General features: G+C 67.9%; 23 protein-coding genes. 8 read left to right on the top strand and 15 right to left on the bottom strand.

Annotated elements, in window-relative coordinates:
- The first annotated feature begins 113 nt into the window (after nt 1-113).
- Entirely contained in the window at nt 114-899 is a 786-nt protein-coding gene (locus tag LGN19_RS36580; RefSeq protein ID WP_226219931.1) for a helix-turn-helix domain-containing protein, read from the top strand.
- Nucleotides 900-944: 45 nt separating this feature from the next.
- Here LGN19_RS36580 and LGN19_RS36575 read toward each other — a convergent pair whose 3' ends face one another.
- From LGN19_RS36575 to LGN19_RS36560, 4 genes are all read right to left on the bottom strand, one after another.
- A complete protein-coding gene (locus LGN19_RS36575) occupies nt 945-2,186 on the bottom strand; it encodes a multifunctional CCA addition/repair protein (protein ID WP_174963049.1) in 1,242 nt (413 codons plus the stop codon).
- On the bottom strand, nt 2,183-2,830 hold the full coding sequence (locus tag LGN19_RS36570; protein ID WP_226219930.1) for a glutathione S-transferase family protein: 648 nt from the start codon (nt 2,828-2,830) through the stop codon (nt 2,183-2,185). The genes LGN19_RS36575 and LGN19_RS36570 overlap by 4 nt, the downstream gene beginning before the upstream one ends.
- A gap of 47 nt (nt 2,831-2,877) precedes the next feature.
- The gene (locus LGN19_RS36565) at nt 2,878-3,837 is read right to left on the bottom strand and encodes a complex I NDUFA9 subunit family protein (protein ID WP_226219929.1); all 960 of its coding nucleotides are present in this window, start codon (nt 3,835-3,837) and stop codon (nt 2,878-2,880) included.
- 255 nt (nt 3,838-4,092) lie between these two features.
- On the bottom strand, nt 4,093-6,045 hold the full coding sequence (locus LGN19_RS36560; RefSeq protein WP_226219928.1) for a lytic transglycosylase domain-containing protein: 1,953 nt from the start codon (nt 6,043-6,045) through the stop codon (nt 4,093-4,095).
- Nucleotides 6,046-6,053: 8 nt separating this feature from the next.
- Between LGN19_RS36560 and LGN19_RS36555 the strand changes: the two genes are divergently transcribed.
- Nucleotides 6,054-6,662, top strand: a complete 609-nt coding sequence (locus tag LGN19_RS36555; protein WP_226219927.1) for a 5-formyltetrahydrofolate cyclo-ligase — start codon at nt 6,054-6,056, stop codon at nt 6,660-6,662.
- 86 nt (nt 6,663-6,748) lie between these two features.
- On the opposite strand, the gene LGN19_RS36550 is transcribed toward LGN19_RS36555, so the two are convergent.
- A complete protein-coding gene (locus tag LGN19_RS36550) occupies nt 6,749-7,261 on the bottom strand; it encodes a winged helix DNA-binding protein (RefSeq protein ID WP_006483173.1) in 513 nt (170 codons plus the stop codon).
- A 148-nt stretch (nt 7,262-7,409) separates the two neighbouring features.
- Here LGN19_RS36550 and pxpB point away from each other — a divergent pair, with 148 nt between their 5' ends.
- From pxpB to pxpA, 3 genes are read left to right on the top strand one after another with little or no spacing between them, the layout of a single operon-like run.
- Complete coding sequence (gene pxpB / locus LGN19_RS36545) at nt 7,410-8,066, top strand: 5-oxoprolinase subunit PxpB (RefSeq protein ID WP_174963055.1); 657 nt, start codon at nt 7,410-7,412, stop codon at nt 8,064-8,066.
- Nucleotides 8,063-9,130, top strand: coding sequence for a biotin-dependent carboxyltransferase family protein (locus LGN19_RS36540; protein WP_122946470.1), 1,068 nt, complete (start codon nt 8,063-8,065; stop codon nt 9,128-9,130). Before pxpB ends, LGN19_RS36540 begins: the two co-directional genes overlap by 4 nt.
- Before the next feature lie 55 nt (nt 9,131-9,185).
- A complete protein-coding gene (gene pxpA / locus LGN19_RS36535) occupies nt 9,186-9,950 on the top strand; it encodes a 5-oxoprolinase subunit PxpA (protein ID WP_226219926.1) in 765 nt (254 codons plus the stop codon).
- Between the two features lie 563 nt (nt 9,951-10,513).
- Here the strand turns inward: pxpA and LGN19_RS36530 are convergent.
- From LGN19_RS36530 to LGN19_RS36485, 10 genes are all read right to left on the bottom strand, one after another.
- Nucleotides 10,514-11,659 (bottom strand): TraB/GumN family protein, encoded by a 1,146-nt coding sequence (locus LGN19_RS36530; protein ID WP_122946471.1) that lies wholly within the window; start codon nt 11,657-11,659, stop codon nt 10,514-10,516.
- Nucleotides 11,652-12,668, bottom strand: coding sequence for a peptide ABC transporter ATP-binding protein (locus LGN19_RS36525; RefSeq protein ID WP_226219925.1), 1,017 nt, complete (start codon nt 12,666-12,668; stop codon nt 11,652-11,654). Before LGN19_RS36525 ends, LGN19_RS36530 begins: the two co-directional genes overlap by 8 nt.
- Nucleotides 12,665-13,663 (bottom strand): ABC transporter ATP-binding protein, encoded by a 999-nt coding sequence (locus tag LGN19_RS36520; RefSeq protein ID WP_085041880.1) that lies wholly within the window; start codon nt 13,661-13,663, stop codon nt 12,665-12,667. Before LGN19_RS36520 ends, LGN19_RS36525 begins: the two co-directional genes overlap by 4 nt.
- 2 nt (nt 13,664-13,665) lie before the next feature.
- Entirely contained in the window at nt 13,666-14,583 is a 918-nt protein-coding gene (locus LGN19_RS36515; RefSeq protein WP_122946474.1) for an ABC transporter permease subunit, read from the bottom strand.
- Between the two features lie 4 nt (nt 14,584-14,587).
- Nucleotides 14,588-15,598 carry an ABC transporter permease subunit gene (locus LGN19_RS36510; protein WP_122946475.1) on the bottom strand — a complete coding sequence of 337 codons (1,011 nt, stop codon included), beginning with the start codon at nt 15,596-15,598 and terminating at the stop codon, nt 14,588-14,590.
- Between the two features lie 110 nt (nt 15,599-15,708).
- Nucleotides 15,709-17,337, bottom strand: a complete 1,629-nt coding sequence (locus tag LGN19_RS36505; RefSeq protein WP_226219924.1) for an ABC transporter substrate-binding protein — start codon at nt 17,335-17,337, stop codon at nt 15,709-15,711.
- Between the two features lie 320 nt (nt 17,338-17,657).
- Nucleotides 17,658-18,965: an MFS transporter gene (locus LGN19_RS36500; RefSeq protein ID WP_122946477.1), complete on the bottom strand. Its 1,308-nt coding sequence runs from the start codon at nt 18,963-18,965 to the stop codon at nt 17,658-17,660.
- A 191-nt stretch (nt 18,966-19,156) separates the two neighbouring features.
- On the bottom strand, nt 19,157-19,468 hold the full coding sequence (locus LGN19_RS36495) for a high-potential iron-sulfur protein (RefSeq protein WP_021163765.1): 312 nt from the start codon (nt 19,466-19,468) through the stop codon (nt 19,157-19,159).
- Between the two features lie 172 nt (nt 19,469-19,640).
- On the bottom strand, nt 19,641-20,750 hold the full coding sequence (locus LGN19_RS36490; protein ID WP_122946478.1) for an NAD(P)/FAD-dependent oxidoreductase: 1,110 nt from the start codon (nt 20,748-20,750) through the stop codon (nt 19,641-19,643).
- Between the two features lie 177 nt (nt 20,751-20,927).
- Nucleotides 20,928-21,908, bottom strand: a complete 981-nt coding sequence (locus tag LGN19_RS36485; RefSeq protein WP_043184670.1) for an AAA family ATPase — start codon at nt 21,906-21,908, stop codon at nt 20,928-20,930.
- A gap of 230 nt (nt 21,909-22,138) precedes the next feature.
- Here LGN19_RS36485 and LGN19_RS36480 point away from each other — a divergent pair, with 230 nt between their 5' ends.
- The 3 genes from LGN19_RS36480 to LGN19_RS36470 all read left to right on the top strand — a co-directional run bounded on the left by LGN19_RS36480 (nt 22,139) and on the right by LGN19_RS36470 (nt 24,314).
- Nucleotides 22,139-22,858, top strand: coding sequence for a nitroreductase (locus LGN19_RS36480; RefSeq protein ID WP_226219923.1), 720 nt, complete (start codon nt 22,139-22,141; stop codon nt 22,856-22,858).
- A gap of 146 nt (nt 22,859-23,004) precedes the next feature.
- The gene (locus LGN19_RS36475) at nt 23,005-23,493 is read left to right on the top strand and encodes a hypothetical protein (protein WP_122946479.1); all 489 of its coding nucleotides are present in this window, start codon (nt 23,005-23,007) and stop codon (nt 23,491-23,493) included.
- Nucleotides 23,494-23,498: 5 nt separating this feature from the next.
- On the top strand, nt 23,499-24,314 hold the full coding sequence (locus LGN19_RS36470; protein WP_226219922.1) for an endonuclease/exonuclease/phosphatase family protein: 816 nt from the start codon (nt 23,499-23,501) through the stop codon (nt 24,312-24,314).
- Nucleotides 24,315-24,416 lie beyond the last annotated feature (102 nt).

Below are 24,416 nucleotides of genomic sequence, written 5' to 3'. Positions count from 1 at the left end.
GCGCCGGCATCGCCGTCCCGACGGCCATGCTTCGTGCGATGCGCGGAAATCACTGTCCGGCGGCTGCACCGCCCGTCCGCTCGCCTCCCGACCCGTTGCCACGAAAGAGATTCATGGATTCAGACATCATGCGTATCGGCCAGCGCATTCGCCGCCTGCGCCGGGAAGCGAAGAAGACGCTGCTGGAAGTCGCGACCGAAGCGAAGCTGTCGGTCGGGTTCCTGTCCCAGGTCGAGCGCCACCTCACGGGCATCTCGCTGTCGTCGCTCGTCAACGTCGCGAAGGCACTCGACGTGCCGCTCGGCGCGCTGATCGACCAGCCGCGCCAGCCACAGCCCGATTCGCACGAGGGCAGCCGCAAGCCGTACGCGCTCGACGCCACGTCGCAGTGGTACGAACGCCTCTCCACCACGTTCGACGGCAGCCAGATCAACGCGCTCAAGGTGCAGATGATGGAAGGCTACCGCTCGGAATGGGTGGCGCACGGCGGCGACGAATTCGTGTACGTGCTGACCGGCCGGATCTGCTACACGGTCGGCAAGAAAGATTACCCGCTGTCGCCCGGCGACTCGCTGCACTTCGACGCGCGCAAGCGGCACCGGGTCGCCAACGTGGGCGACGGGCCGGCCGAGGTGATCGCGGTCGGCACGCTGCCGCTGTTCGACGACCGTGGCGCCGGGTTCGTCTCCGCGACGATGGACCTCAAGAAACCGGCGCCCGCCGTGCGTGCGACGCCGGGTGAGCCGCGCGTGAGCCGCCGCGGGCCGGCGCCCAAGCGCTCGGAGCGCGATCGTGACGCCAGCGCGGCAGCAAAAGAAAAGAAGGGCGCGACCAAGCCGCGCGCATCCGCCGGCAAACGCCCGGCGGCCGCCAAGCCGGCGCGCAAGAAGAAGTCGTAACGGCTGTCGGGCGGGAGGCGCGCGATGCGCGCCCTTCCCGTCCCCCTATTCGCCGATCTCGAGCGCCTGCGCGACGGCCTCGATCCGTGCGCGATGCACGGCTTCCTTGATCTTCTCCGTGTCGTTGCCGATGCCGCGTGCGATCGCGCCGGCATCGACGCTGCGCGCGGCCGCGAGCGCGACGCGCAGCCGCTCGGCCTGCGGATACGGCTGGGCTTCGAGCCCGAGCCGCCCGCGCGCATCCGATTCGCACGCCTGCAGCATCTCGGCGAAACGCGCCGGCTTGCGCAGCGCGTCGCTGCGCTCGAACAGCCGCACCAGTGCCGCCGCGCCCATCTCCATCACGCGATGCAGGTTGCCGTGTTCGCGCGCGACCACGAGCGCGAGGTCGCGGCATTCATTCGGCACGCGCAGCCGCTCGCACAACGGCTTGAGCAGGTCGACGCTGCGCCCCTCGTGGCCGACGTGGCGCGGCAGCACGTCGGCCGGCGTCGTCGCCTTGCCGAGATCGTGCGTGAGTGCCGCGAAGCGCACCGGCAGCGAATAACCCTGCTTCGCCGCATAGTCGACGACCATCATCACGTGCACGCCCGTGTCGACTTCCGGGTGGTAGTCGGCGCGCTGCGGCACGCCCCACAACGCGTCGACTTCCGGCAGGATGCGCGCGAGCGCGCCGCAGTCGCGCAGCACCGCGAACATCCGCGACGGCTTCACCTCCATCAGCCCGCGCGCGATCTCCTGCCACACGCGTTCGGGCACGAGCGCGTCGACCTCGCCCGCGTCGACCATCCGCCGCATCAGCGCGAGCGTTTCGTCCGCGACCGTGAAATCCGCGAACCGCGCGGCAAAGCGCGCGATGCGCAGGATCCGCACCGGATCCTCGACGAACGCATCGCTCACATGCCGGAACACGCGCGCGCCCAGGTCGGCCTGCCCGTCGAACGGATCGATCACCGGCCCGACCAGTTCGCCCTCCGGGCTCACCTCGCGCGCCATCGCGTTGATCGTCAGGTCGCGCCGCGCGAGATCCTCGTCGAGCGTCACGTCCGGCGCGTAGTGGAACTGGAAGCCGTGATAGCCGGCCGCCGTCTTGCGCTCGGTGCGCGCCAGCGCGTACTCCTCCTGCGTCCGCGGATGCAGGAATACCGGGAAATCCTTGCCTACCGGCCGGAAACCCTGTGCGGCCATCTGCTCGGGGGTCGCGCCCACCACCACGTAGTCGCGGTCCTGCACGGGCACGCCGAGCAATGCGTCGCGGATGGCGCCACCGACTGCGTAGATGTTCATGGCGTCGGCTCGTATTCGGCGATCACGTTCGTTTCGCGGCGCGCGGCGTCGATCCAGCGCTGAACGGCCGGCAGCGCCGTCACGCGGGCCGCGTAGCCGGCCGCTTCCGGCGACAGGCCGGGCGCATAGGTGTTGAAGCGCATCACGACGGGCGCGTACATCGCATCGGCAATCCCGAATTCACCGAACAGGAACGGCCCGCCCGACGCCTCCAGACACTCACTCCACAGCGCATCGATGCGCGCGACATCGGCGAGCGCGTCGGGCGTCGCACCGCGCCCCGGCATCGACGCGCGCACGTTCATGCCCATCTGCGTGCGCAGCGCCGCGAAGCCCGAATGCATCTCGGCCGCGACGCAGCGCGCATGCACGCGTTCGAGCGGATCGGCCGGCCACATCGGGAACTGCGGATAGCGTTCGGCGAGCGTCTCGGCGATCGCGAGCGAATCCCAGATCGCGACGCCGTGGTCGTCGACCAGGCACGGCACCTTGCCGGACGGCGAATATTCGCGGATGCGTGCGGCCGTGTCGTCGTGGCGCAGCTCGATCGCGATCTCGTCGAACGGGATGCCGAAATGCGCGAGCAGCAGCCACGAGCGCATCGACCACGACGAGTAGTTCTTGTCTCCAATGACGAGTTTCATGACGGTGTTCCGGAAAACGCGAAGGTGGAAAGGAGGATGCTGCCGGCCTAGCGGCGCGAGCGGAACCAGTCGAACCGGGACCGCTGCGCGGCATGGCCGAGATACGCGGGCGCAATGCTTTCGAGACTCGCGGGCGAGATCCCGAGCTCCGGCGCGAGCGGCCCCGACAGCACGTTCGGCACCGACATCGTCGCGAGATTGTCGCGCGTGAGCACGGGCTCGCCGGGCAGCCATTCGAACACGCTCGCCTGCAGCCGCGCGAGCGCGTCGGGCAGCCGCACGATACGTGCCTGCCGGCCGACCAGCGTGCCGCAATAGCGCACCAGCTGCTCGAGCGTGTAGACGGTCGGGCCGCCAAGTTCGTAGGTCTTGCCGTGTGCGGCCACGAGATCGAGCGTGTTGACGAACGCACGCACGACGTCGCCGACGAACACCGGCTGGAAGCGCGCATCCGGCATCGCGAGCGGCAGCACGGGCACCGTGCGCTGCAGGTTCGCGAACGTGTTGAGGAACGCGTCGCCTGGGCCGAACACGACCGACGGGCGGAAGATCGTCAGCGCGAGCGAATCGGTCGCCGCGATCGCATGCAGCGCGGCCTCGCCGTCGCCCTTCGAGCGCTGGTACATGCTCGCGCCATGCGAATCGGCGCCGAGCGCGCTCATGTGCAGCACGCGCTGCACGCCCACCTCGGTGCAGGCGGTCGCGAGCGCGGCCGGCAGCGTGACGTGCGCGCGCTCGAAGCCGGGCCCGTACGGCGTGCCGCGGCCGCCGTGCAGCACGCCGACCAGGTTGATGGCCGCATGCGCACCGGCGACGAAGCGCGTGAGCGTGCGCGTGTCGAGCGCTTCGAGCTCGACGATTTCGACCGGCAGCATCTGCAGGTGGCGCGCGTGGTCACGCCGGCGCGTGCCGATCCGTACCTGCTTGCCGGATTCGATCAGCGCATTGACGAGCCGGCTGCCGATGAAGCCGGTGCCGCCCAGCAGCGCGACGGTCTGGCGATCCATGTTCGAGGCCTCTAAGGGGCTGTTCACGCTAATAACGGGCTTGCGAACGAGCCTTGCCGGCTGCAGTGCAAGAAGTAAGGAGCGCCGTTTGGCCGAGCCAAACAAGCGACGCGCGACGCCGCAATGCGGCCGGCAAGGCTCGTTCCCCTGTTTGGATAAAATCATTCGCGGGGCTGGCCGCCAGAAGGGCCCGTTATTAGCGTGAACAGCCCTTAAACACTGCCGCGTCTCGCGCGGCAGTGTGAAGATTGCGGATCAGGGCGAGATCATGCCTAGACGTTTCTTCAACGACTGCGGTTTGCCCTCGAAGAGCGCCGCGTAGTAGACGGTGTTCGACAGCACGTTCTTCACGTAGTCGCGCGTCTCGTTGAACGGAATCGTTTCTGCGAAGATCGCGCCTTCGACCGGCTGCGTCAACACCTGGCGCCACTGGCGCGGCCGGCCCGGGCCCGCGTTGTAGCCGGCCGTGGCGAGCACCGGCGAGCTGTCGAAGTTGTTGTAGATGTCCGCCAGATACCAGGTGCCGAGCTGGATATTGGTATCGATGTCGTGCATCTGCGCGCGCGAGATCGTGCCCATGCCGAGCTTCTTCGCGACCATCTGCGCGGTGGCCGGCATTAGCTGCATCAGGCCGCCCGCGCCCACCGACGAACGCGCGCTCGTGATGAAGCGCGACTCCTGGCGGATCAGCCCGTACGCCCATTCGGTGTCGAGGCCCGTCGATTGCGCGTAGCGCTCGACGATGTTGCGGTACGGCGACGGGTAACGCAGCGTGAAGTCATGCTCGGCCTTCGTGCGGTCGGCCGTGTTGACCGTGCGGTCGAGCAGCTCGATGCGCTTGCCGTACTCGGCCGCGGCGAGCAGCTGGCGATCGGTCATCCCGCGCAGCGGCCAGTTCCATTCGCGGTTGCCTTCGAGGCGCAGGTTCAGCGCAAAGAAGCGTTGTGCAAGCGCGAAGCCCGGAATCTTGCTCATCGCGTCGATCTCGGCGTCGCTCACCTTCGTGCGCGGCGGGATCGTCGTGCGCTGGCCAAGCTCTTCGCCGGCGAGCTGCCCGTAGAAGTTGAACTGGCCGGCGACCTGCTCGAATTCCTGGTTCGCCTGCAGCGTGTCGCCGCTCTGCTTGAGCGCGCGCGCATGCCAGTAGATCCAGGCCGGATCGTCGCGCAGCGACGGCGGCATCTGCTCGATCGACCAGCGCACCATCGGCCAGTTGCCGGCGAGCAGCGCGGCGCGCGTACGCCATTCGTAGCCCGGGTTCGACAGCGGCGCATTCGCGGATTTCGCGTACCAGACCGACGCGAGCGGCGAGCGCTTGATCGCGCCCTGGTAGCCGATCGCGCCCCACGCGATCGCCTGTTCCGGCTTGGTCAGCGACGCGGCGACCGACGTCAGCATCCCGGCGGCGGCGTCCGGATCGTTGCGCGCCATGCGGCCGAGCGCGATCAGCGCGAGCTGGTGCGACGTCGCGTCGGCGCCGATGCCGCGCGCGAGGTACAGCGGCGGCGCGCTCGTCGCCTGATCGAAGCCGACCGGGCGCGGGCCGAGCGCGTCGACGATCTTGCCGCCGAGCGTCGTGTAGTTCTGTTCGTACGCGAGGCGCGCCTGCTGCCACACGTCGTCGCTCGTGAACTGCTGGTTGACCGTCAGCGCGGTGATCAGGTCGACGCACGCGTCGCCGTAGTTCTTCGGCTCGACGAGCAGCGCGCGCGCCGCATCGGCGACGTTCTCGCCGCGCGAGGCGCGCGATTCGAGCGCATAGCACTTCACCTGCGTGTCGTCGTCGAGCACGAAGCGCTTGTATTGGTCGTCGAAGTTGCGCCAGTCGTGGCGCGCGCCGAGCACGAGCAGATAGTCGTTGCGCAGCCGGTCGGCGATCGCCTGGCCGTCGTAGCGCTGCAGGAACGACTGCACGGGCGCGTCCGGCGCGTCCACGCGCGCGCGGCCCGTCGGATCGAACAGCTGCGGCTTGATCTGGAAATACTCGACGTAGGACGGAACCGGATAGTTCGGGATCATCGACGCGAGCTGCGCGGCTTTCGCGGCGTCGTTGCGGCGTGCGGCTTCACGAAGCTGCACGAAGGTCTGGTCGTCCCCGGAGACCGTATCGTCGTTCGGTGCGGCGCACGCGGCCGTGCCCGCGACGAGCGCGGTGGCCGAAAGCGTCAGCGCGACCGCGCGATATACTCGGAAAAGGCTGTTCGACATCGTTTTGAATGGAGCGCGAAGTGAGCGAAAGCATAGCACGCAACCCTGTGCCAAACCCGAAGGTTGCGCTACGCAAAACGCTGTCCGGCGCGCGGCACGACGCCGCGTCGCAACCCGCCGCGAACGCCGCGCTCGACGCGCGGCTGCGCACGCTGCTGGAACGGCTCGCGCCGCGCACGGTCGGGTTCTACTGGCCGTTGCCGGGCGAATTCGATGCGCGCGACGCGGTGCTCGCGTGGTGCGCGGCCGGTGCCGGCAGGCAGGCCGCGTTGCCCGTGATCGACGAGCGGCACACACCGCTCGAGTTCCATGCATGGGATACGCACACGCCGATGCGCGAAGGTCATCACCGGATTCCGGAACCGGCGTCGGGCATCGTCGTCGTGCCCGACCTGTTGCTGATTCCCTGCGTGGGATTCGATCTGCAGCGCTACCGGCTCGGCTACGGCGGCGGCTACTACGACCGCACGCTCGCCGCATGGCCGGGCAGCGCGCTGCCCGTGACGGTCGGCATCGCCTATGAAGCGTGCCGCGTCGATGAACTGCCGGCCGAAGCGCACGATCTCTCGCTGCGCTGGATCGTGACCGACGGCGCGCTGTACCCCGCCGCCGGATGATGCGACGGGCGGCGCCGCGCCCAGCGCCGCGCCCATCGTCGCTCGCCCGTCAGCGCACCGCCGCGCGCGCCCTTTGGCGCAACCGTTTACAGCGACGCCGCCGCGCGCGCGGCCGTGTCGTACAGGCCCGATGCATGGCGCAGCAACTGCGCCGCGTCGCCGATCTGCTCGTTGGTGAGCCCGCTGTCCTTCAGCGTCTCGATCAGGCAGTGCTCGCGCACCTCGCGGTACTTCAGGCACAGGTCGCGGCCCGCGTCGGTCGCGAAGAAGAACACTTCCTTGCCGTTCTTCTCGCTCTTCACATAGCCGCGGGCGATCAGTTTTTTCAGCGCATAGGTCGCGACGTGCGTATCCTCGATATTGAGCACGAAGCAGATGTCGGCGAGCTTCTTCTTGCGTTCGCGATGGCTGACGTGATGCAGCAGCGACACCTCGACCGCCGTCATGTCCTTCGCGCCGGCCGCCGACATGCAGCGCACCATCCACCGGTTGAACGCGTTGCCTGCCATGATGAGCCCGTATTCGAGCTCCGACAGCTCCGCGCTCGAATCGGAAACGAGGTGTTCGGATGACACGATCTTGGTCGCAGGACGCTTCATGGAAAGGCGGCGCAAGCCGGATGACAGGGTGTGCCGAGTGTACGCCAGAAGCCCCGACATACGAGCTAGGCGAAAACGCTTATTGGGAAGTTGTCGATAATTTATTGACAATGTGCGCTAACATTGCCGTCCGAACCGTGCCAGTCCGATGACGCAACCCCGCATTTATCCGCTCGGCGATGCCGCCCTCGTCTGCGAGGTGCCGCCGCCCGCCACGCTCGATTGCCAGCGCCGCGTCTGGGCCGTTGCCGAGACCGCGCGCGCGTGGCCCGACGTGATCGACGTCGTGCCCGGCATGAACAACCTGACGATCGTGTTCGACGCGCTCGCCACGACGGCCGAGTCGCTCACGCCGGCGCTGCGCGACGCGTGGGAAACCGCCGACGTCGAGCACGCGGACGGCCGCGAGGTCGAGATCCCGGTCGAGTACGGCGGCGCCGCCGGCCCCGATCTTCCGGCCGTCGCCGCGCATACCGGCCTGTCGGCCGACGAGGTCGTCGCGCGCCACGCGGCCGGCGCCTACGTCGTGTTCTTCGTCGGCTTCCAGCCGGGCTTCGCGTATCTCGGCGGGCTCGACGCCGCGCTGCATACGCCGCGCCGCGCGGCGCCGCGCCTCGAGGTGCCGGCCGGCTCGGTCGGCATCGGCGGCGCACAGACGGGCATCTACCCGGCCACGTCGCCCGGCGGCTGGCAACTGATCGGCCGCACGTCGCACGTGCTGTTCGATCCGGCGCGGCCGCAGCCGACGCTGCTGCTGCCCGGCGACCGCGTGCGCTTCACCATTGCGGGAGTCGACGCACGATGACCCAGAGCAACGCACCGGGCACCATCGAGGTGGTGCGAGCCGGCCCGCTGTCGACCGTGCAGGATCTCGGGCGCCACGGCACGCGCCATCTCGGCGTCGCGCAGGGCGGCGCGCTCGACGGCCTCGCGCTCGAGGTCGGCAACCGGCTGGTCGGCAACCGCCCCGACGCGGCGGCCGTCGAGATCACGATCGGCCCGGCCGCCTTCCGCTTCCCGCGCGCGACCCGCATCGCGATCACCGGCACCGAGTTCGGTGCCACGCTCGACGGCCAGCGCGTATATTCATGGTGGAGCCTGCCGGTCGAGGCCGGGCAGACGCTCGTGCTGCCGGCCGCGAAACGCGGGATGCGCGGCTACCTGTGCATCGCCGGCGGCATCGACGTGCTACCGATGCTCGGCTCGCGCAGCACCGATCTTGCATCGCGTTTCGGCGGCCTCGGCGGGCGCGCGCTGCGCGACGGCGATCGCCTCCCGGTCGGCGTGCTTCCGGCCGGGATAGGTTGCCTCTCGGCCGATGCGCCCGAATTCGGCGTCAAGGCGCCAGCGTGGTGCGCGTTCGCGCGTGTCGACGAGCCGCCGCGCCGGCACCGCCCGGCGCATGCACCGTGGGCGATGCCCGTGCGCGTGCTGCCGGGCCCCGACTACGCGTCGTTCGCCGCCGATTCGCAGCAGGCGCTCTGGGATGAAGAATGGCTTGTCACGGCGAACAGCAACCGCATGGGCTATCGGCTTGCCGGCGTCGAACTCGTGCGCGAGCGGCCGGCCGAGCTGCTGTCGCACGCGGTGCTGCCCGGCACGATCCAGGTGCCGCCGAACGGCCAGCCGATCGTGCTGATGCACGACGCGCAGACCACCGGCGGCTACCCGAAGATCGGCACGGTGATCCGTGCGGACCTGTGGAAACTCGCGCAGGCGCGGCTCAACCTGCCGATCCGCTTCGTGCGCACGACACCCGACGCCGCGCGCGCCGCCCTGACCGCAGAACGTGCCTATCTGCGGCAGATCGACGTGGCGATCGACATGCGCGAGGAAGCGCGCCGCCGCGCCGAATCGCGCGCGGCGTGACAATAGAGGGTGCAGTAGAGAAGACGGGCCACGTAATCAGTGGACGAGGAACATCATGGAAATCGATCTGAATGCCGATCTCGGCGAAGGATGCGGTTCGGACGAGGCGCTGCTCGACCTCGTGACGTCCGCGAACATCGCATGCGGGTGGCATGCGGGCGGTGCGAACGCGATGCGCGACTGCGTGCGCTGGGCCGTGCAGAAAGGCGTGGCGATCGGCGCGCATCCGAGCTTTCACGATCCGGAGAATTTCGGCCGCAAGGAAATGCAGCTGCCGGCCGGCGACATCTATGCGGGCGTGCTGTACCAGCTCGGCGCGCTGTCGGCGATCGCGCAGGCCGAGGGCGGACGCATCGCGCACGTGAAGCCCCACGGCGCGCTCTACAACCAGGCCGCGCGCGATCCGATGATCGCCGATGCGGTGGTGTCCGCGATCCGCGATTTCGATCCGTCGCTCGCGGTGTTCGGGCTCGCGAACAGCGTGTTCGTCGCGGCCGCGCGGCACGCGGGGCTCGCCGCGGTGGAAGAAGTGTTCGCCGATCGCGGCTACCGCGCGGACGGCTCGCTCGTGCCGCGCAACCAGCCCGGCGCGCTCGTCGACGACGAGGACACGATGATCGCGCGCACGCTGGACATGGTGCGCAGCCGGCAGGTACGCGCGATTGGCGGCGAATGGGTGATGCTCAATGCGCAGACCGTCTGCCTGCACGGCGACGGGCCGCATGCGCTGGCGTTCGCGAAACGGATTCGCGCCGCGCTCGAGGCGGTGGGCGTCGACGTGGTCGCGCCCGGCCTGCTGCAGGCCGACGAACGCGCCTGATCCGGCCCACCGCGCGGGCGGGCGCGCAATCCGTCGCACAAAAGAAAAAAGCGCCCTCGTGGCGCTTTTCCGTTGGCGCAATCGCTGCGGCTTCGCCGTCTGTCGATTCTCGCCCCCCGAAACCGTCTTGCGACGGTGACCGGAAACATCTTCCGGATTAAAAAACGTCCGCCGCCGCCCGATTACTGCCTTTCCCCGGTGGGACGACGGAACGTTGCTTATCCCGCAAGTCGGCCTGCATGCCTTGTTGTTGTCCGACGATGATTGGCCCCGCCGTACATGCAGACACTTTCGCGGCCGGCACGTGCATCACGTGCCGGCAACGCGCTAACCCCGCGCTTTATTTTCTGCTACCCCGTAGAACTTTTTCTATTCTTTTCATTTTTTCAACTTGTGGATCGAAGAATAGATATTGGCAGATCGGGATGTCAATCGTTTGAAACGCTATTTTCCGACGAATCGAGGGTTTTCCTTATCGGATAGCGTGCCCATACGGGCGTTTGACGCCGTTCGCGCGACGTCGATCAAACAGGGGAGGAACGGTTCGGGCGCGACGGCGACGTTCAGTTCGCGTCGACGCTGTAACCTTGTTGACGCAACAATTCGAGCACGCCGCGCGGGCCGCCCAGATGCAGCGCGCCGATCGCGACGAACAGCGGCCGGTTCGGTGCGGCGATTGCCGTCATCCGTGCAACGAAGCGGCGGTTGCGCTCGTACACGATCTTGTTGTCGATCGACGCCGACAACGCCTTCGAACGCGCGAGCCGCTCGCTCTTCGCGACCGCCCATGCCGAGATCGCATCGGCGTCGCCAATTCGCCACAGTCGATGCAGCGCCTTGATGTCGTCGGCGTTCTGCGCGGGCGTCTGCACCATGTCCTGCGCGAGCATCTCGCGCTGCTCGGCCAGCGTCAGCCCGGTGAACGCGCGCATCTGTTCGGCGAGCGTCTCGAGCCCGATCACGCGGCCGCCCTTCTTCTTCAGGAACACGTTCTGCAGCTGCGCCTCGGTGCCGTACTCGGTCTGCAGGCCGGCCGACAGCGAATCGTAGGTCTCGACGACGAGCGCCGCGAGCCACGGCCGCATCTTGCGGATCTCGGCGAGCGCGGCCGGATTGCCGTGCAGGCGCGCCGCGAGCCGCAGCCACAGCGGCTCCGGCAGCAGGCGCTGCAGGCACGGGTAGCGGCAGACGCCGTACTTCGACACGTCGTCCTGCGATTCGAGCAGGTCGTCGGGCGACAGCTCGAGCGCCAGTGTGGGCGACGCGGCGAGCGCCGCGAGGATGCGCGGCCGGAACGGCTGCGCGCTCGGGTAATCGGACGGGTCGCCGGTGTGCAGCGTGCCGAGCACGTAGAGCGTGACCTTGCCCTTGGTCGCGACGTAGAACGGCATGCGCGCGGGCTGCACACGCACGGTGCCGCGCGATACCGTGCCGTCCGACACGGCGGGTGCGTGGAAGCCCGGCAGGCTCATGCCGGGCGGCGGGACTTGCGACGGATGGATCGGTGACGTGGCCGGCGCGCGCCCTTCGGCGCGCGCGGATTCGACGGGAACCACGAGGCTGGCCGCCACGCACGCGCCGGCCAGCGCCGCGCCCGTGACGGTACGCACGCTCCAGCGCCGCGCGTAGCGGTACGCGCGCATCACGCGCGCGCTGCTTGCCCCCGCACGGCGCACGCCGGACGCGCGCGCCGCCAACGCTTCAGGCATTCGCCTCCCCTACCTCCTCGGCCCGATGGCAGGCCACGCGCCGGCCGTCGACCTCACGCAGCTGCGGCTCCTCCGCACGACAGCGCTCGACCGCATACGGGCAGCGCTGGTGGAACGCGCAGCCCGACGGCGGATTGAGTGGCGACGGCAGTTCGCCCTGCAGCTTGATCTGCACGCGGCGGTCTTCCTCGAAGATCGCCGGTGTCGCCGACATCAGCGCGCGCGTGTACGGATGGCGCGGCCGTGCGTAGATCGTCGCCTTGTCGCCGAGCTCGGCGACGCTGCCGAAGTACATCACCATCACGTCGTCCGCGACGTGCTCGACCACCGCGAGGTTGTGCGAGATGAACACGTAGCTGGTCTTGAACTGCTCCTGCAGATCCATGAACAGGTTCAGGATCTGCGCCTGGATCGACACGTCGAGCGCGGACACCGGCTCGTCGGCGACGACGATGCGCGGATCGAGGATCATCGCACGCGCAATCGCGACGCGCTGGCGCTGGCCGCCCGAAAACATGTGCGGATAGCGCTTCGCGTGCTCGGGCCGCAGGCCGACCGTGCGCATGATCTGCGCGATGCGCTGCGCGCGTTCGGTGGCCGTCAGGTTCGCGTTGATCTCGAGCGGCTCGGCAAGCGTCTGCTCGACGGTCTTGCGCGGGTTCAGCGACGCGAACGGGTTCTGGAACACCATCTGCACGCGGCGGCGCAGGTCGGCGACCGTCTCGCGGCTTGCGCCGGCGACGTTCTTGCCGTCGATCGTCAGGCTGCCCGAAGTGGGCGTCTCGATCATCGTGAGCTGGCGCGCGAGCGTCGACTTCCCGCAGCCCGATTCGCCGACGACGGCGAGCGTCTTGCCGCGCTTCAGCGAGAACGACACGCCGTTCAGCGCCTTCACCGTGCCCTGCCCGAACATCCCGCGCTTCACCGAATAGTGCTTCGCGAGGCCGTCGGCCACCAGTACGGCTTCCTCGTCGTGCGAAGTGGCACGCGCTTGATTGACTGCATTCATCGTGCACCTCCCGTCAGGTCGAGGTTGGAAACGTTGAGCGGCTTGATGCAGCGTGCGCGCATCGCATCGTTGCCGGACACCAGCGTGTCGAGCGCCGGCCGCGCCTTGCGGCAGTCGTCGACGACGTACTTGCAGCGCGGCGCGAACAGGCACCCGGACGGGCGATCATCGCGGCCCGGCACCATGCCGGGCAATGCGGCAAGGCGACGCGCCCCCTTATTGTGCTCGGGAATCGCCGCGAGCAGCGCTTCCGTGTACGGATGGTGCGGCGCGCGGAAGATGTCGGGCACGCGGTTGGTCTCGATCACCTCGCCCGCGTACATCACCGCGACGCGCTGCGCGACCTCCGACACCACGGCCAGGTCGTGCGAGATCAGCACGAGCGCCATCCCGCGCTCCTTCTGCAGCTTCACGAGCAGATCCATGATCTGCGCCTGGATCGTCACGTCGAGCGCGGTGGTCGGCTCGTCGGCAATCAGCAGCTTCGGGTTGCACGCCACCGCCATCGCGATCATCACGCGCTGGTTCATCCCGCCCGACATCTGGTGCGGGAACGACGCGATGCGGTTCTTCGCATCGGGAATGCCGACCTGGTCGAGCAGCTCGAGCGCGCGCCGGTGCAGCGCGTCGCCGCGCAGCCCTTCGTGCAGCTTCAGCACCTCCTTGATCTGGTAGCCGACCGTGTAGCTCGGGTTCAGGCTCGTCAGCGCATCCTGGAACACCATCGCGATGTCCTTGCCGACGATCTTGCGGCGCGCCTTCGGCGACGCCTTCAGCAGGTCGACGCCGTTGAACGTGACTTCATCGGCCGTCACCTTGCCCGGCGCATCGATCAGGCCCATCAGCGCCATCATCGTCACGCTCTTGCCCGAGCCCGATTCGCCGACGACGCCCACCACCTCGCCCGGCGCGATCGACAGGTTGATCCGGTCGACCGCGGGCAGGCCATTGAAGTTCACCGCGAGATTGCGGATGGTCAGAAGATCTTGGCTCATGGTCAGGCCATCCGTTTCAGTTTGGGATCGAGCGCGTCGCGCAGCCCGTCGCCGAGCAGGTTGATCGCGAGCACCGAAATCAGGATCGACAGGCCGGGCATCGTCACGATCCACCATGCGTTGTCGATGTAGTCGCGCGCGGAGGCCAGCATCGCGCCCCACTCGGCGGTCGGCGGTTGCACGCCGAGGCCGAGGAAGCCGAGCGCGGCCGCGTCGAGGATGGCCGACGAGAAGCCGAGCGTCGCCTGGACGATCAGCGGCGCCGTACAGTTCGGCAGCACCTGCGAGAACATCAGGCGCAGCGTGCCGGCACCGGCCACGCGCGACGCCGTCACGTACTCCTTCTGCAGCTCGCCGAGCGCCGATGCGCGCGTGAGACGCACGTAAGCCGGCAGCGCGACGATCGCGATCGCGAACATCGTGTTGGTGAGGCCCGGGCCGATGATCGCGACGACCGCGACCGCGAGCAGCAGCGACGGCAGCGCGAGCAGCACGTCCATGATGCGCATCACCGGCGTGTCGGCCCATTTCTGGAAGAACGCGGCGACGAGCCCGAGCACGATGCCGGGGATCAGCGCGAGCACGACCGACACGAAGCCGATCCAGAACGACATCCGCGCGCCGTACATCAGGCGCGAAAGAATGTCGCGGCCCGCTTCGTCGGTGCCGAGGATGAATTTCCAGTTGCCGCCGTCGAGCCAGGCGGGCGGGATCTTCACGAAGTCGCGGTATTGCTCGGCCGGGCTGTGCGGCGCGAGCAGCGGGGCGAGCAGCGCGACCAGGATCAGCACGATCACGACGATGCCGGCGCCGACCGCACCGCGGTTGCGCGAGAAATTGGCCCAGAACTCGCGCAGCGCGAGCGCACGGCCGCCGGCCGGCGCGGATTCGGTCGGCAGGGTATTTTGCAGATTGCTCATGGGATTACCTCGTGTGGCGGATGCGCGGATTCAGCACGCCGTACAGCAGGTCGACGACCAGGTTCACGACGATCACGAGCGTCGCGATCAACAGGATGCCGCCCTGGACGACCGGATAGTCGCGGCGGCCGATCGCATCGATCAGCCACTTGCCGACACCGGGCCACGAAAAGAGCGTCTCGGTCAGCACGGCGCCCGCGAGCAGCGTGCCGATCTGCAGGCCGATCACGGTGACGACCGGGATCAGCGCGTTGCGCAGCGCATGCACGACCACCACGCGCGCGGGCGACAGCCCCTTCGCGCGTGCGGTGCGGATGTAGTCCTCGCGCAGCACTTCGAGCATCGACGAACGCGTCATCCGCGCGATCACCGCGAGCGGGATCGTGCCGAGCACGATCGCGGGCAGGATCAGGTGGCTGACCGCCGACTTGAACGAACCTTCATCCGGCGCGAGCAGCGCGTCGATCAGCATGAAGCCCGTCGGGTGCGGGAAGTCGTATTCGACGGCGATGCGCCCCGACACGGGCGTCCAGCCGAGGTACGACGAAAACACCATGATGAGGATCAGCCCCCACCAGAAGATCGGCATCGAGTAGCCGGTGAGCGCGGTGCCCATCACGCCATGGTCGATGACCGAGCCGCGCCGCAACGCGGCGATCACGCCGGCCGGCAGCCCGACCGCGAGCGCGAACACGAGTGCGCACAGCGACAGTTCGACGGTCGCCGGGAAGCGCGCGAAGAACTCGCCCGCGACGCTCGTGTTGGTGATGATCGACGTGCCGAGATCGCCATGAATCGCGCGGCCGATGTAGTGGAGGTACTGCATGGGCAGCGGCTGGTCGAGCCCGAGGCGTTTCATCGCCTCCGCATGCATGGCGGGATCGACGCCGCGCTCGCCCATCATCACTTCGATGGGGTCGCCCGGTATCAGGTGAATCAGCGCAAACGCCAGGATGGTGATGCCGATGAAAGTCGGGATCACCATGCCCACGCGGCGCAACACGAATGTGAACATGATGCGTCTCGTATTTTCTTGTGGGAAATGTGCGACCGGCGACGGGAAGCTTTTGGCCTCCCGCCGCCGGATGAATTAGCCGGTCTTCTCGACAGCTTACGCCGGGCGTGTTACTTCACGCCAACACCATCGAAGCGGGCATAGCCGAGCGGCTCGATACGCATGTCGACCACGGTCTTGCGCACCGGCTGGTAGACCGTCGAGTTCGCGATCGGCGAGAACGGCAGCTGCTGCGCGAAGATCTGCTGAGCCTGCGTGTAGAGCTTCGTGCGCGCGTCCTGGCCCGTCGTCGTGCGGCCCTTCTGGACCAGATCGTCGAACGGCTTGTAGCACCAGTGCGAGAAGTTGTTGCCCTTGATCGCGTCGCAGCCGAGCAGCGTGCCGAGCCAGTTGTCCGGATCGCCGTTGTCGCCCGTCCAGCCGATCAGCATCGTGTCCTGCTCACCCGAGTGCGCGCGCTTGATGTACTCGCCCCACTCGTACGTGACGATCTTCGCCTTCACGCCGATCTTCGCCCAGTCGGCCTGGATCATCTCGGCCATCAGGCGGGCGTTCGGGTTGTACGCGCGCTGCACGGGCATCGCCCACAGCGTGATCTCGAAACCGTTCGGGAAGCCCGCCTTCGCGAGCAGCGCCTTCGCCTTCGCGGTGTCGTTCGGCGCCATCTTCAGGTTCTTGTCGTACGACCATTGGGTCGGCGGCATCGGCGCGGAAGCAGCCTGGCCTGCGCCCTGGTAGACGGACTCGAGGATCGCCTTCTTGTTGATCGCCATGTCGAGCGCCTGACGCACCTCGAGCTTGTCGACCGGCTTGTGCTCGACGTTGTACGCGAGGTAGCCAAGGTTGAAGCCTGCCTGCGACGGCATGTCGACGCCCGCATCGGCCTTCAGCGTCGCGATGTCGGCCGGACGCGGATAGCTCATCACCTGGCATTCGTTGCGCTTGATCTTCTGCACGCGCACGCCCGGGTCGGGCGTGATCGAGAAGATCAGCTTCGAGAGCTTCACTTCGCCCTTCTTCCAGTAATCAGGATTGCCGTCGAATCGGATCGTCGCATCCTTCGTGTAGCTGCGGAAGATGAACGGGCCCGTGCCGATCGGCTTCTGGTTGATGTCGGCGGCCTTGCCTGCCTTCATCAGCTGGTCGCCGTATTCGGCCGACAGGATCGACGCGAATTCCATCGCCATGTTCTGGATGAACGGCGCATTCGGCTCGGCGAGCGTGAACTTCACGGTGTACGGATCGACCTTCTCGACCTTCGTGATCAGCTTGTCGAGGCCCATGTCGGTGAAGTACGGGAACGACACCGGGTACGCCTTGCGGAACGCCTGGTTCGGGTCGAGCATGCGCTCGAACGTGAACAGCACGTCGTCCGCGTTGAATTCACGCGTCGGCTTGAAGAAGTCGGTCGTGTGGAACTTCACGCCGTGGCGCAGGTGGAACGTGTACACCTTGCCGTCTGACGACACATCCCACTTCTCGGCGAGGCCCGGCTCGACCTTCGTGCCGCCGCGCTCGAATTCGACGAGGCGGTTGTAGACGGTGAACGTGGCGGCGGTGAAATCGACGCCGGTCGTAAATTGCGCGGAATCGAAACCCGCCGGGCTGCCTTCTGAGCAGTAGACGAGTGTCTTGTTCGGGATCTGTGCGAATGCAGAGCCCGCGACGCCGAGCGATGCCGCTGCCACGCCTGCAATGGCGGTAACACGCAGGGTGTGCAACAGACGGTTGTATTCCATGTTTCCTCCAGGTCTCCAGATCGGAACCGAACCCCGCCAGGGGCCGGTGTACGCGGATATTACTTGAGCTAACGATGTGGCAACAAGCTGGAGAAAAAACTCTTCTGGATGCCCGCCGGGTTTTTGCCGATGTTTAGTGGGGGTAAAAAAATGCGATAACGCGCGCGAGCGACAATTTCGTTCATCTCGCGCAAGTTTCGTTCGACGACTAAACAATTCGGGCGCGAACGCGAAGGGTCGACGCACCGTTTATCGTGTTCTGCAGCACATCATTGCGTTTTGCGAAACGATCCGATGACTGCCTTCAAATCGTCATGTCGTCACGCCGGTGCGTCGAGGTCGGCGCTGCGCGCGGGCACGAACGCGACCGCGACGATCGACAGCGCGATCCCGGCCATCACATAGTAGGTCGGCGCGAGCGGCGTGCCCGTGACCTTGATCAGCCACGTGACGATGAACTGCCCGAAGCCGCCGAACAGCATCACCGCGACGTTGTACGCGATCGACAACCCGGTCGAGCGCACGTTGGCCGGAAACAGCTCGGCGATCATCGCGCCGAACGGCCCGTAGTAGCCCGCGAGCGTGACCGACAGCACGGCCTGCACCGCGATCAGCCGCGCGATGCTCGGCGCGGCATCGAGCCACGCGAACAGCGGATACATCAGCACGAGCGTCAGCACCAGCGACCATAGCGACAGCCCCTTGCGGCCGATGCGGTCCGACCACGCACCCGCGATCGGCGACAGCACCATCAGCAGCAGGTTGCCGACGATCACCGCATAAAACGATTCCGCGTAGGGCAGCTTCAGCTGCTTCACCGCGAAGGTCGGCAGATAGCTGATCAGCACGTAGATCGTCACCGTCAGCGCGATCACCGAGCCGAGCCCGCACAGCACCTCGCGCGGGTGGCGCGTGAACACGTCGCGAAGCGTCGCGCGGCGTGCGTTCTGCTGCGCATGCAGGAACGCTTCGGAATCGGCGAGATGGCGGCGGATGTAGAAACCGATCGGGCCGATCACGAGCCCGAGGATGAACGGCACGCGCCAGCCCCAGTTGCGCAGCGCATCGTGTGACAGCCCGCGCGTGACGGCTGCGCCGACGAGCGCGCCGATCAGCAGCGCGGCCGCCTGGCTCGCCATCTGCCAGCTGCCGTAGAAGCCGCGTTTCGAGAACGGCGCGGCTTCGATCAGCAGCGCCGTCGCACTGCCGAATTCGCCGCCCGCGGAGAAGCCCTGCAGCAGCCGGCCGAGCACGATCAGGAGCGGGCCGCCGATGCCGATCGCCGCATAGGGCGGCGCGATCGCGAGCAGGAAGATGCCGGCCGTCATCAGCAGGATCACGAGCGACAGCGCGGCCTTGCGGCCCGCGCGATCCGCATACAGCCCGAACACGATGCCGCCGATCGGGCGCATGAAGAACGCGACGCCGAACGTCGCGGTGGTCAGCAGCAGCGACGAGTATTCGCTGGAGGTCGGGAAGAACAGCTCGGCGATCACGACCGTCATGAAGCCGAACACCGTGAAGTCGTACCACTCGAGCGCATTGCCGATCACGGCGGCCGCGACGGCGCGCCGGTTCAGCGCACGCTCGGGCCGGATCGTTTTCGTTGAATTCGCAATCGTCGCCATGCGTGCCTCGTCCTCGTCAGTTCGCCGTGTCGGGCGGCGCGGCGCGCGGGGTGCCCGCGGCGCGCTGGTTTGCAGCGAGTGTAGAAAGCGACGGAACCGTTTTCAAGCAATAAAAAACGCCCGCCATCTTTCGACGGCGGGCGTTTTGCGGTTTTCGCCACAATGCGGCATCGCACGATGCCGCACGGGCCTCAACCCATCTTCGAGAAGGCGCTGCACCAGCCCTTCGCCGACACCTGCTTGCCGGGGAAGGCGCCGCACGGGCCCGAGGCCGAGCCCTTCTTGCCCTGGTACAGCATGCAGGCCGCGCAATCCTGGCCTGCTGCGTATTTCGGGTACTTCGTCTTGTCGACCTTGGTGGCATCGGCCTTGTAGCCGAGCGCCACGGCGGTCGGATCGGTTTCCGACAGCATCGGCGCATCGGCCAGCGCTTCGCGCGACAGCGCCAGCGCGGACACGGCACCAATGCTCGTAATCAGGAAACTCCGACGGGATGTTTTCATGGGGGACTCGCTCCAACGTTATCGGTTTGAAAGCTGTTCTGGCGACAGCCGTTCGACAGAATAACGCTCAAGCGAATAAATGTGCGCGCCGAAATTCCAGAGATAAGGAATTTCGCACGGCCGCCACACGGCCGATACGCACCCGCCACACACCCGCCACACCCTCGCCACGTCAGCGGTAAGCCGCCATGTCGCCCACGCGCTGCGCGAGCGCTAGCGACGCGGTGAGCCCCGGCGACTCGATGCCGAACAGGTTCACGAGCCCGCGCACGCCATGCTGCGCGACGCCCTGCACGATGAAATCGGCCGGCGGCTCGCCGGGCCCCGCGACCTTCGGCCGGATGCCCGCGTACGCCGGCTGCAGCGCGTCGTCGGGCAAGTCCGGCCAGAACGCGCGAATCGACGCGTAGAACGCGGTCGCGCGCGCGGGATCGACTTCGTAGCGCAGCGCATCGACCCATTCGACGTCCGGGCCGAAGCGCGCCTGCCCGCCGAGATCGAGTGTCAGGTGCACGCCGAGCCCCGCGCGGTCGGGCATCGGGTAGATCAGGTGCGAGAACGGTGCACGCCCCGACAGGCTGAAATAGTTGCCACGTGCAAGATAGAGCGGCGGCACCCAGCGCGGGTCGAGGCCGCGCGTGCGACGCGCCAGCGCCTGCGCGCCGAGGCCCGCGCTGTTGATCACGCAGGCGGCCTCGATCTCGGCCGGCGCGTCGCCGCCCGTGCGCACGACGAAACGCCCGCCGCGCAGCACGTCGATCGATTCGACCGGGGATTTCAGTGCGCACACCGCGCCGTCGCGCTCCGCGTCGCCGAGCAGCGCGAGCATCAGCTGGTGGCTGTCGACGATGCCGGTGGACGGCGAGTACAGCGCCTCGACGCATTCGAGCGCGGGCTCGAGCGTCTGCGCGTCGGCGCGCGTAAGCGGCATCAGGTCGAGCACGCCGTTTTCGGTCGCGCGCGCGGCGATTGCCTTCAGCTGCTTCACCTGCGCGGCGCTCGTCGCGACGAGCAGCTTGCCGGCACGCCGGTGCGGCACGTGATGCGTCTCGCAGAATTCGTACAGCAGGTCGCGCCCGTGCACGCACGACATCGCCTTCAGCGACCCGCGCGGATAGTAGAGCCCCGCATGGATCACTTCGCTGTTGCGTGAACTCGTACCCGTGCCGATCGCATCGGCGGCCTCGAGCACGAGCGTTTCACGCCCGCGCGCGGCCAGTTCGCGCGCAATCGCCAGACCGACGACGCCCGCGCCGATCACGACACAATCCATCTGCTCCATGACGTTTCGCGCCGCTAGCGCGTCGAGGGGATAGAAGAGAATTGTACGTCTCGGTTCACCCGCTTGCCGAAGGTCGTGCAACGTATCGCGACGACGCCGTGCATACCGTACGACACACGGCACGACACGCGGCGCGGCACGGCGCGCGCATGCCGCCGCCGTGCGCGCGCCGCCGGGTCAGAAGCCGATCGGCCGGCGCTTCGCGGCGCCCTCGTCGGCCCGGATGTCGCGCGGCCCGATCGCATCGCGGCCGTCGAGCCGTGCGGCACCGAATGCGTGCAGCAGCGCGCGGCGCATCGTGCGCGGCGGGGTCGCGGCCAGCACGTCGAGCGCGTCGTCACCGAGGGTATCCGGGAAGCGCCGCCCCCACGCATGCGACGTGCGGATCTCGTCGTAGATCGTCTGCGCAATCCGGCGCGCGCCGGCCGCATCGGGCGGCTCGATCTCGTACACGTTCATCCGGTTGAGCAGCGGCTCCGGAATCGCGTGCGCCTCGTTCGCGGTCGCGATCCAGATCACGTTGCCCGCATCGATCGGCACTTCCGCGAATTCGTCGATGAACGCGCGCGCGGTGTCGTGTTCGAGCAACGCGTACAGCGCGCCGAGCGGATCGTATTGCGCGTCGCTGCCGGCCTTGTCGATCTCGTCGACCGCGATCACCGGGTTCGCGTAGCTGCCGTTCACGAGCGCATCGAACACCTTGCCCGGCTTCGCGTTCTTCCATTGCGACGACGCGCCCGACAGGATCCAGCCGGCCGTCAGCGAACTCATCGGCACGTAGTGGTACGCGGTGCCGAGCAGTTGCGCGAGCGCCTTCGCAAAGTGCGTCTTGCCGATGCCCGGGGGCCCGAGCAGCAGGATCGGCATCAGTTCGAGCCGGTCGTCCGTTTCGAGGCACAGCGCGACCTGCTTGCGCACGTCGTCGAGCGGCTCGGCGAAATTGGGCAATGCCTCGCCGAGCGCGTCGAACGACGGCATCCGGTTCGGCTTCACGCAGAAGCGCAGATTGCCTGTCTTGAGCATCCTCTCGTAGGTGGCGCGCAGTGCGTCGCTCGCGCTCTCGTTCAGGTCACTCAGCGCCGTCTCGACCTGCTCGAGGTCGTACACCGTGCTGAAGGACGCCACCGCCAGTTCCTGTTTCACCATCGCCGTCGTCATACCAACCTCGCTGCCGCTTGCTGTCACACGACCATCAGACCCTTACGATTTCAGTGTAGCGATCCCGCATCCCCGCGCAAGCAAGCAGCCGCGTGCGTCTGCTGCTAACACCCCGCGCGCGCTGCACGCCGGCGCGCCGCGGCGTATGATCGTCGGTTCACCCACCTGCCGCACCGGCCTTGCCGACCGCGCCCGCGCGGCGCGTCGGACCCCGTCCCGAAGGTATGCCGATGTCCGTTCCCGTTGCTTTCCCGCGCGTCGATGCCGATGCGACCGGCGCCGTCGACGCGGCGCTCACGTCGCGCCGCGCGATCCGCGCGTTCCTGCCGACGCCCGTGCCGCGCGACACACTCGAGGCGATCCTCGAAGCCGCAAGCCGCGCGCCGTCGGGCACCAACATCCAGCCGTGGCGCGTGTACGTCGCGACGGGCGCCACGCGCGATGCGCTCGCCGCCGCGCTCACCGCGGCCCACGACGATCCCGCGCGCGACGAGAAATACGTCGCCGAGTACGACTACTACCCGCGCGAATGGGTGTCGCCGTATATCGACCGGCGCCGCAAGGTCGGCTGGGACCTGTACGGCCTGTTGAACATCGGCCGCGACGAGAAGGCGCGCATGCATGCGCAGCACGCACGCAACTTCCGCTTCTTCGATGCACCGGTCGCACTGTTCTTCACGCTCGACCGCGTGATGACGCACGGTGCATGGCTCGACTGCGGGATGTTCCTGCAGGGCGTGATGACGGCCGCCCGCGCACGCGGGCTCGATACCTGCCCGCAGGCCGCGTTCGTGCCGTTTCACCGGATCGTCGCCGAACACCTCGGCATTCCCGCCAACGAGCAGCTGGTCTGCGGGATGTCGCTCGGCCATGCGGACCCGGACGCGATCGAGAACCGGCTCGTCACCGAGCGCGCGCCCGTCGCGGAGTTCACGCGCTTTTTCGCTTGAAAACGCATGACGCGGCCCTACCTTTTGAACAGGATCGCGTCGTGCGGTGAACCTGCGATGGCGCGTCCTGTCACATCGCGATCGAAAACGATCGGGCGTAAGATGTGCGTCCGTTCCCCGCTATTCCGCGTTTCCGGAGACGTTTCATGCTGAAACACGGCCTGGCCGTCCTGCTCGCGAGCGTCGCGCTCGCCGCCCATGCGCAGAGCCCCGCACCGGCCTCCGTCGCATGGGAGATCCAGGTGGTGCGCGACGGTCAGACCATCGACACGTTCCAGCAGCGCACCACCGTGGGTCAGACCCGTACCGATACCCATCGCTATCCGTCCGCCGTGCCGGTCGGCTGCGGCAATGCCGCGCGTGTCGTGCCGACCGAGCGCGCGCGCTCGGTGACGGTCGCGCCGCTCACCGTCGATGCCGGCGCGAACACCGTGTCGCTCGCGCTCGACGTGCAGGAAACGATCGACGACGAAGGCGCGAAGCCGGCCGATCCGTGCCTGCCCGCATCGCCGCGGCAAATCGTCGCGAGTCACCCCGGCCTGTCGGTCGGCAGCGACGCGTGGACCGACTGGACGCTGGTCGAACAGCATCCGCACCTCGTGTACCGCGTGCGTGCGCACGTCGCGAAGGATTGAGCGTCATGTCCGCCGACGCCCTGTCCCTGCCGTTCGCCGACCCACACGCCGCGCCCGACGAACTCACCGCGGTGAGCTGGAACCTGCACAAGGGCCGCTCGCCGCTCGGCTTTACCGCGTGGAACGCGATGCGCAACTGGATGCAGTCGACGCACGCCGACGTGTATTTCCTGCAGGAAGCGATGGCGCGCCGCATGCCGCGCCCCGTGCTCGCGCCCGGCTTCGGCGCGCCGATGGACGACGCGGTCGACGACGTATGGCACTGCCAGGCCACCGAGATCGCGCATGCGCTCGACTGGCAGATCGCGCTCGGGCCGAACGTGTTCAAGCCGTCGTGGCGGCACGGCAATGCGATCCTGTCGCCGCATCCGCTCGACCTCGGCGGCCGCTGGGACATCTCGGCGCACCGCTTCGAGCGGCGCGGGCTGCTGGTCGCGCGCGCGACGCTCGCGGGCGCGCGCCCGGTCACGCTGCTGTGCGCGCACCTCGCGCTCACGCGCGCCGCGCGGCTGCGCCAGATGCACTGGATCGCGCACTGGATCGTGCGCAACGCGGGCGACGGCCCGCTGATGCTCGCCGGCGATTTCAACGACTGGCGCAACGATTCGGTCGCGCTGTTCGGCGAGATCGGGCTGTCCGAGGTCGCGACGCTGCTCGGCGAATCGGGCCGCACGTTCCCCGCGTTCTCGCCGGCGCTCGCGCTCGACAAGATGTTCGTGCGCGGGCTGACGCCGCTCGAATGGCGCGCACCGTCCGGCGAGGCCGCGTGGCTGTCGGACCACCTGCCGTACATCGCGCGCCTGCGCCTCGATCCGCAATAACGTTCCCGGTATCGGCCGGATGTCAGCCCGCTTGCGCGCCGCCAATGCGCAGCCGCGCAACGCGCGCTACATTAACGGGTCGCCCTTTCCGCCAGCGCCCGC

It is taken from the genome of Burkholderia sp. AU30198, from assembly GCF_020419825.1.
Classification (GTDB): Bacteria; Pseudomonadota; Gammaproteobacteria; order Burkholderiales; family Burkholderiaceae; genus Burkholderia.
This window is presented reverse-complemented; position numbering and strand designations above follow the sequence as displayed.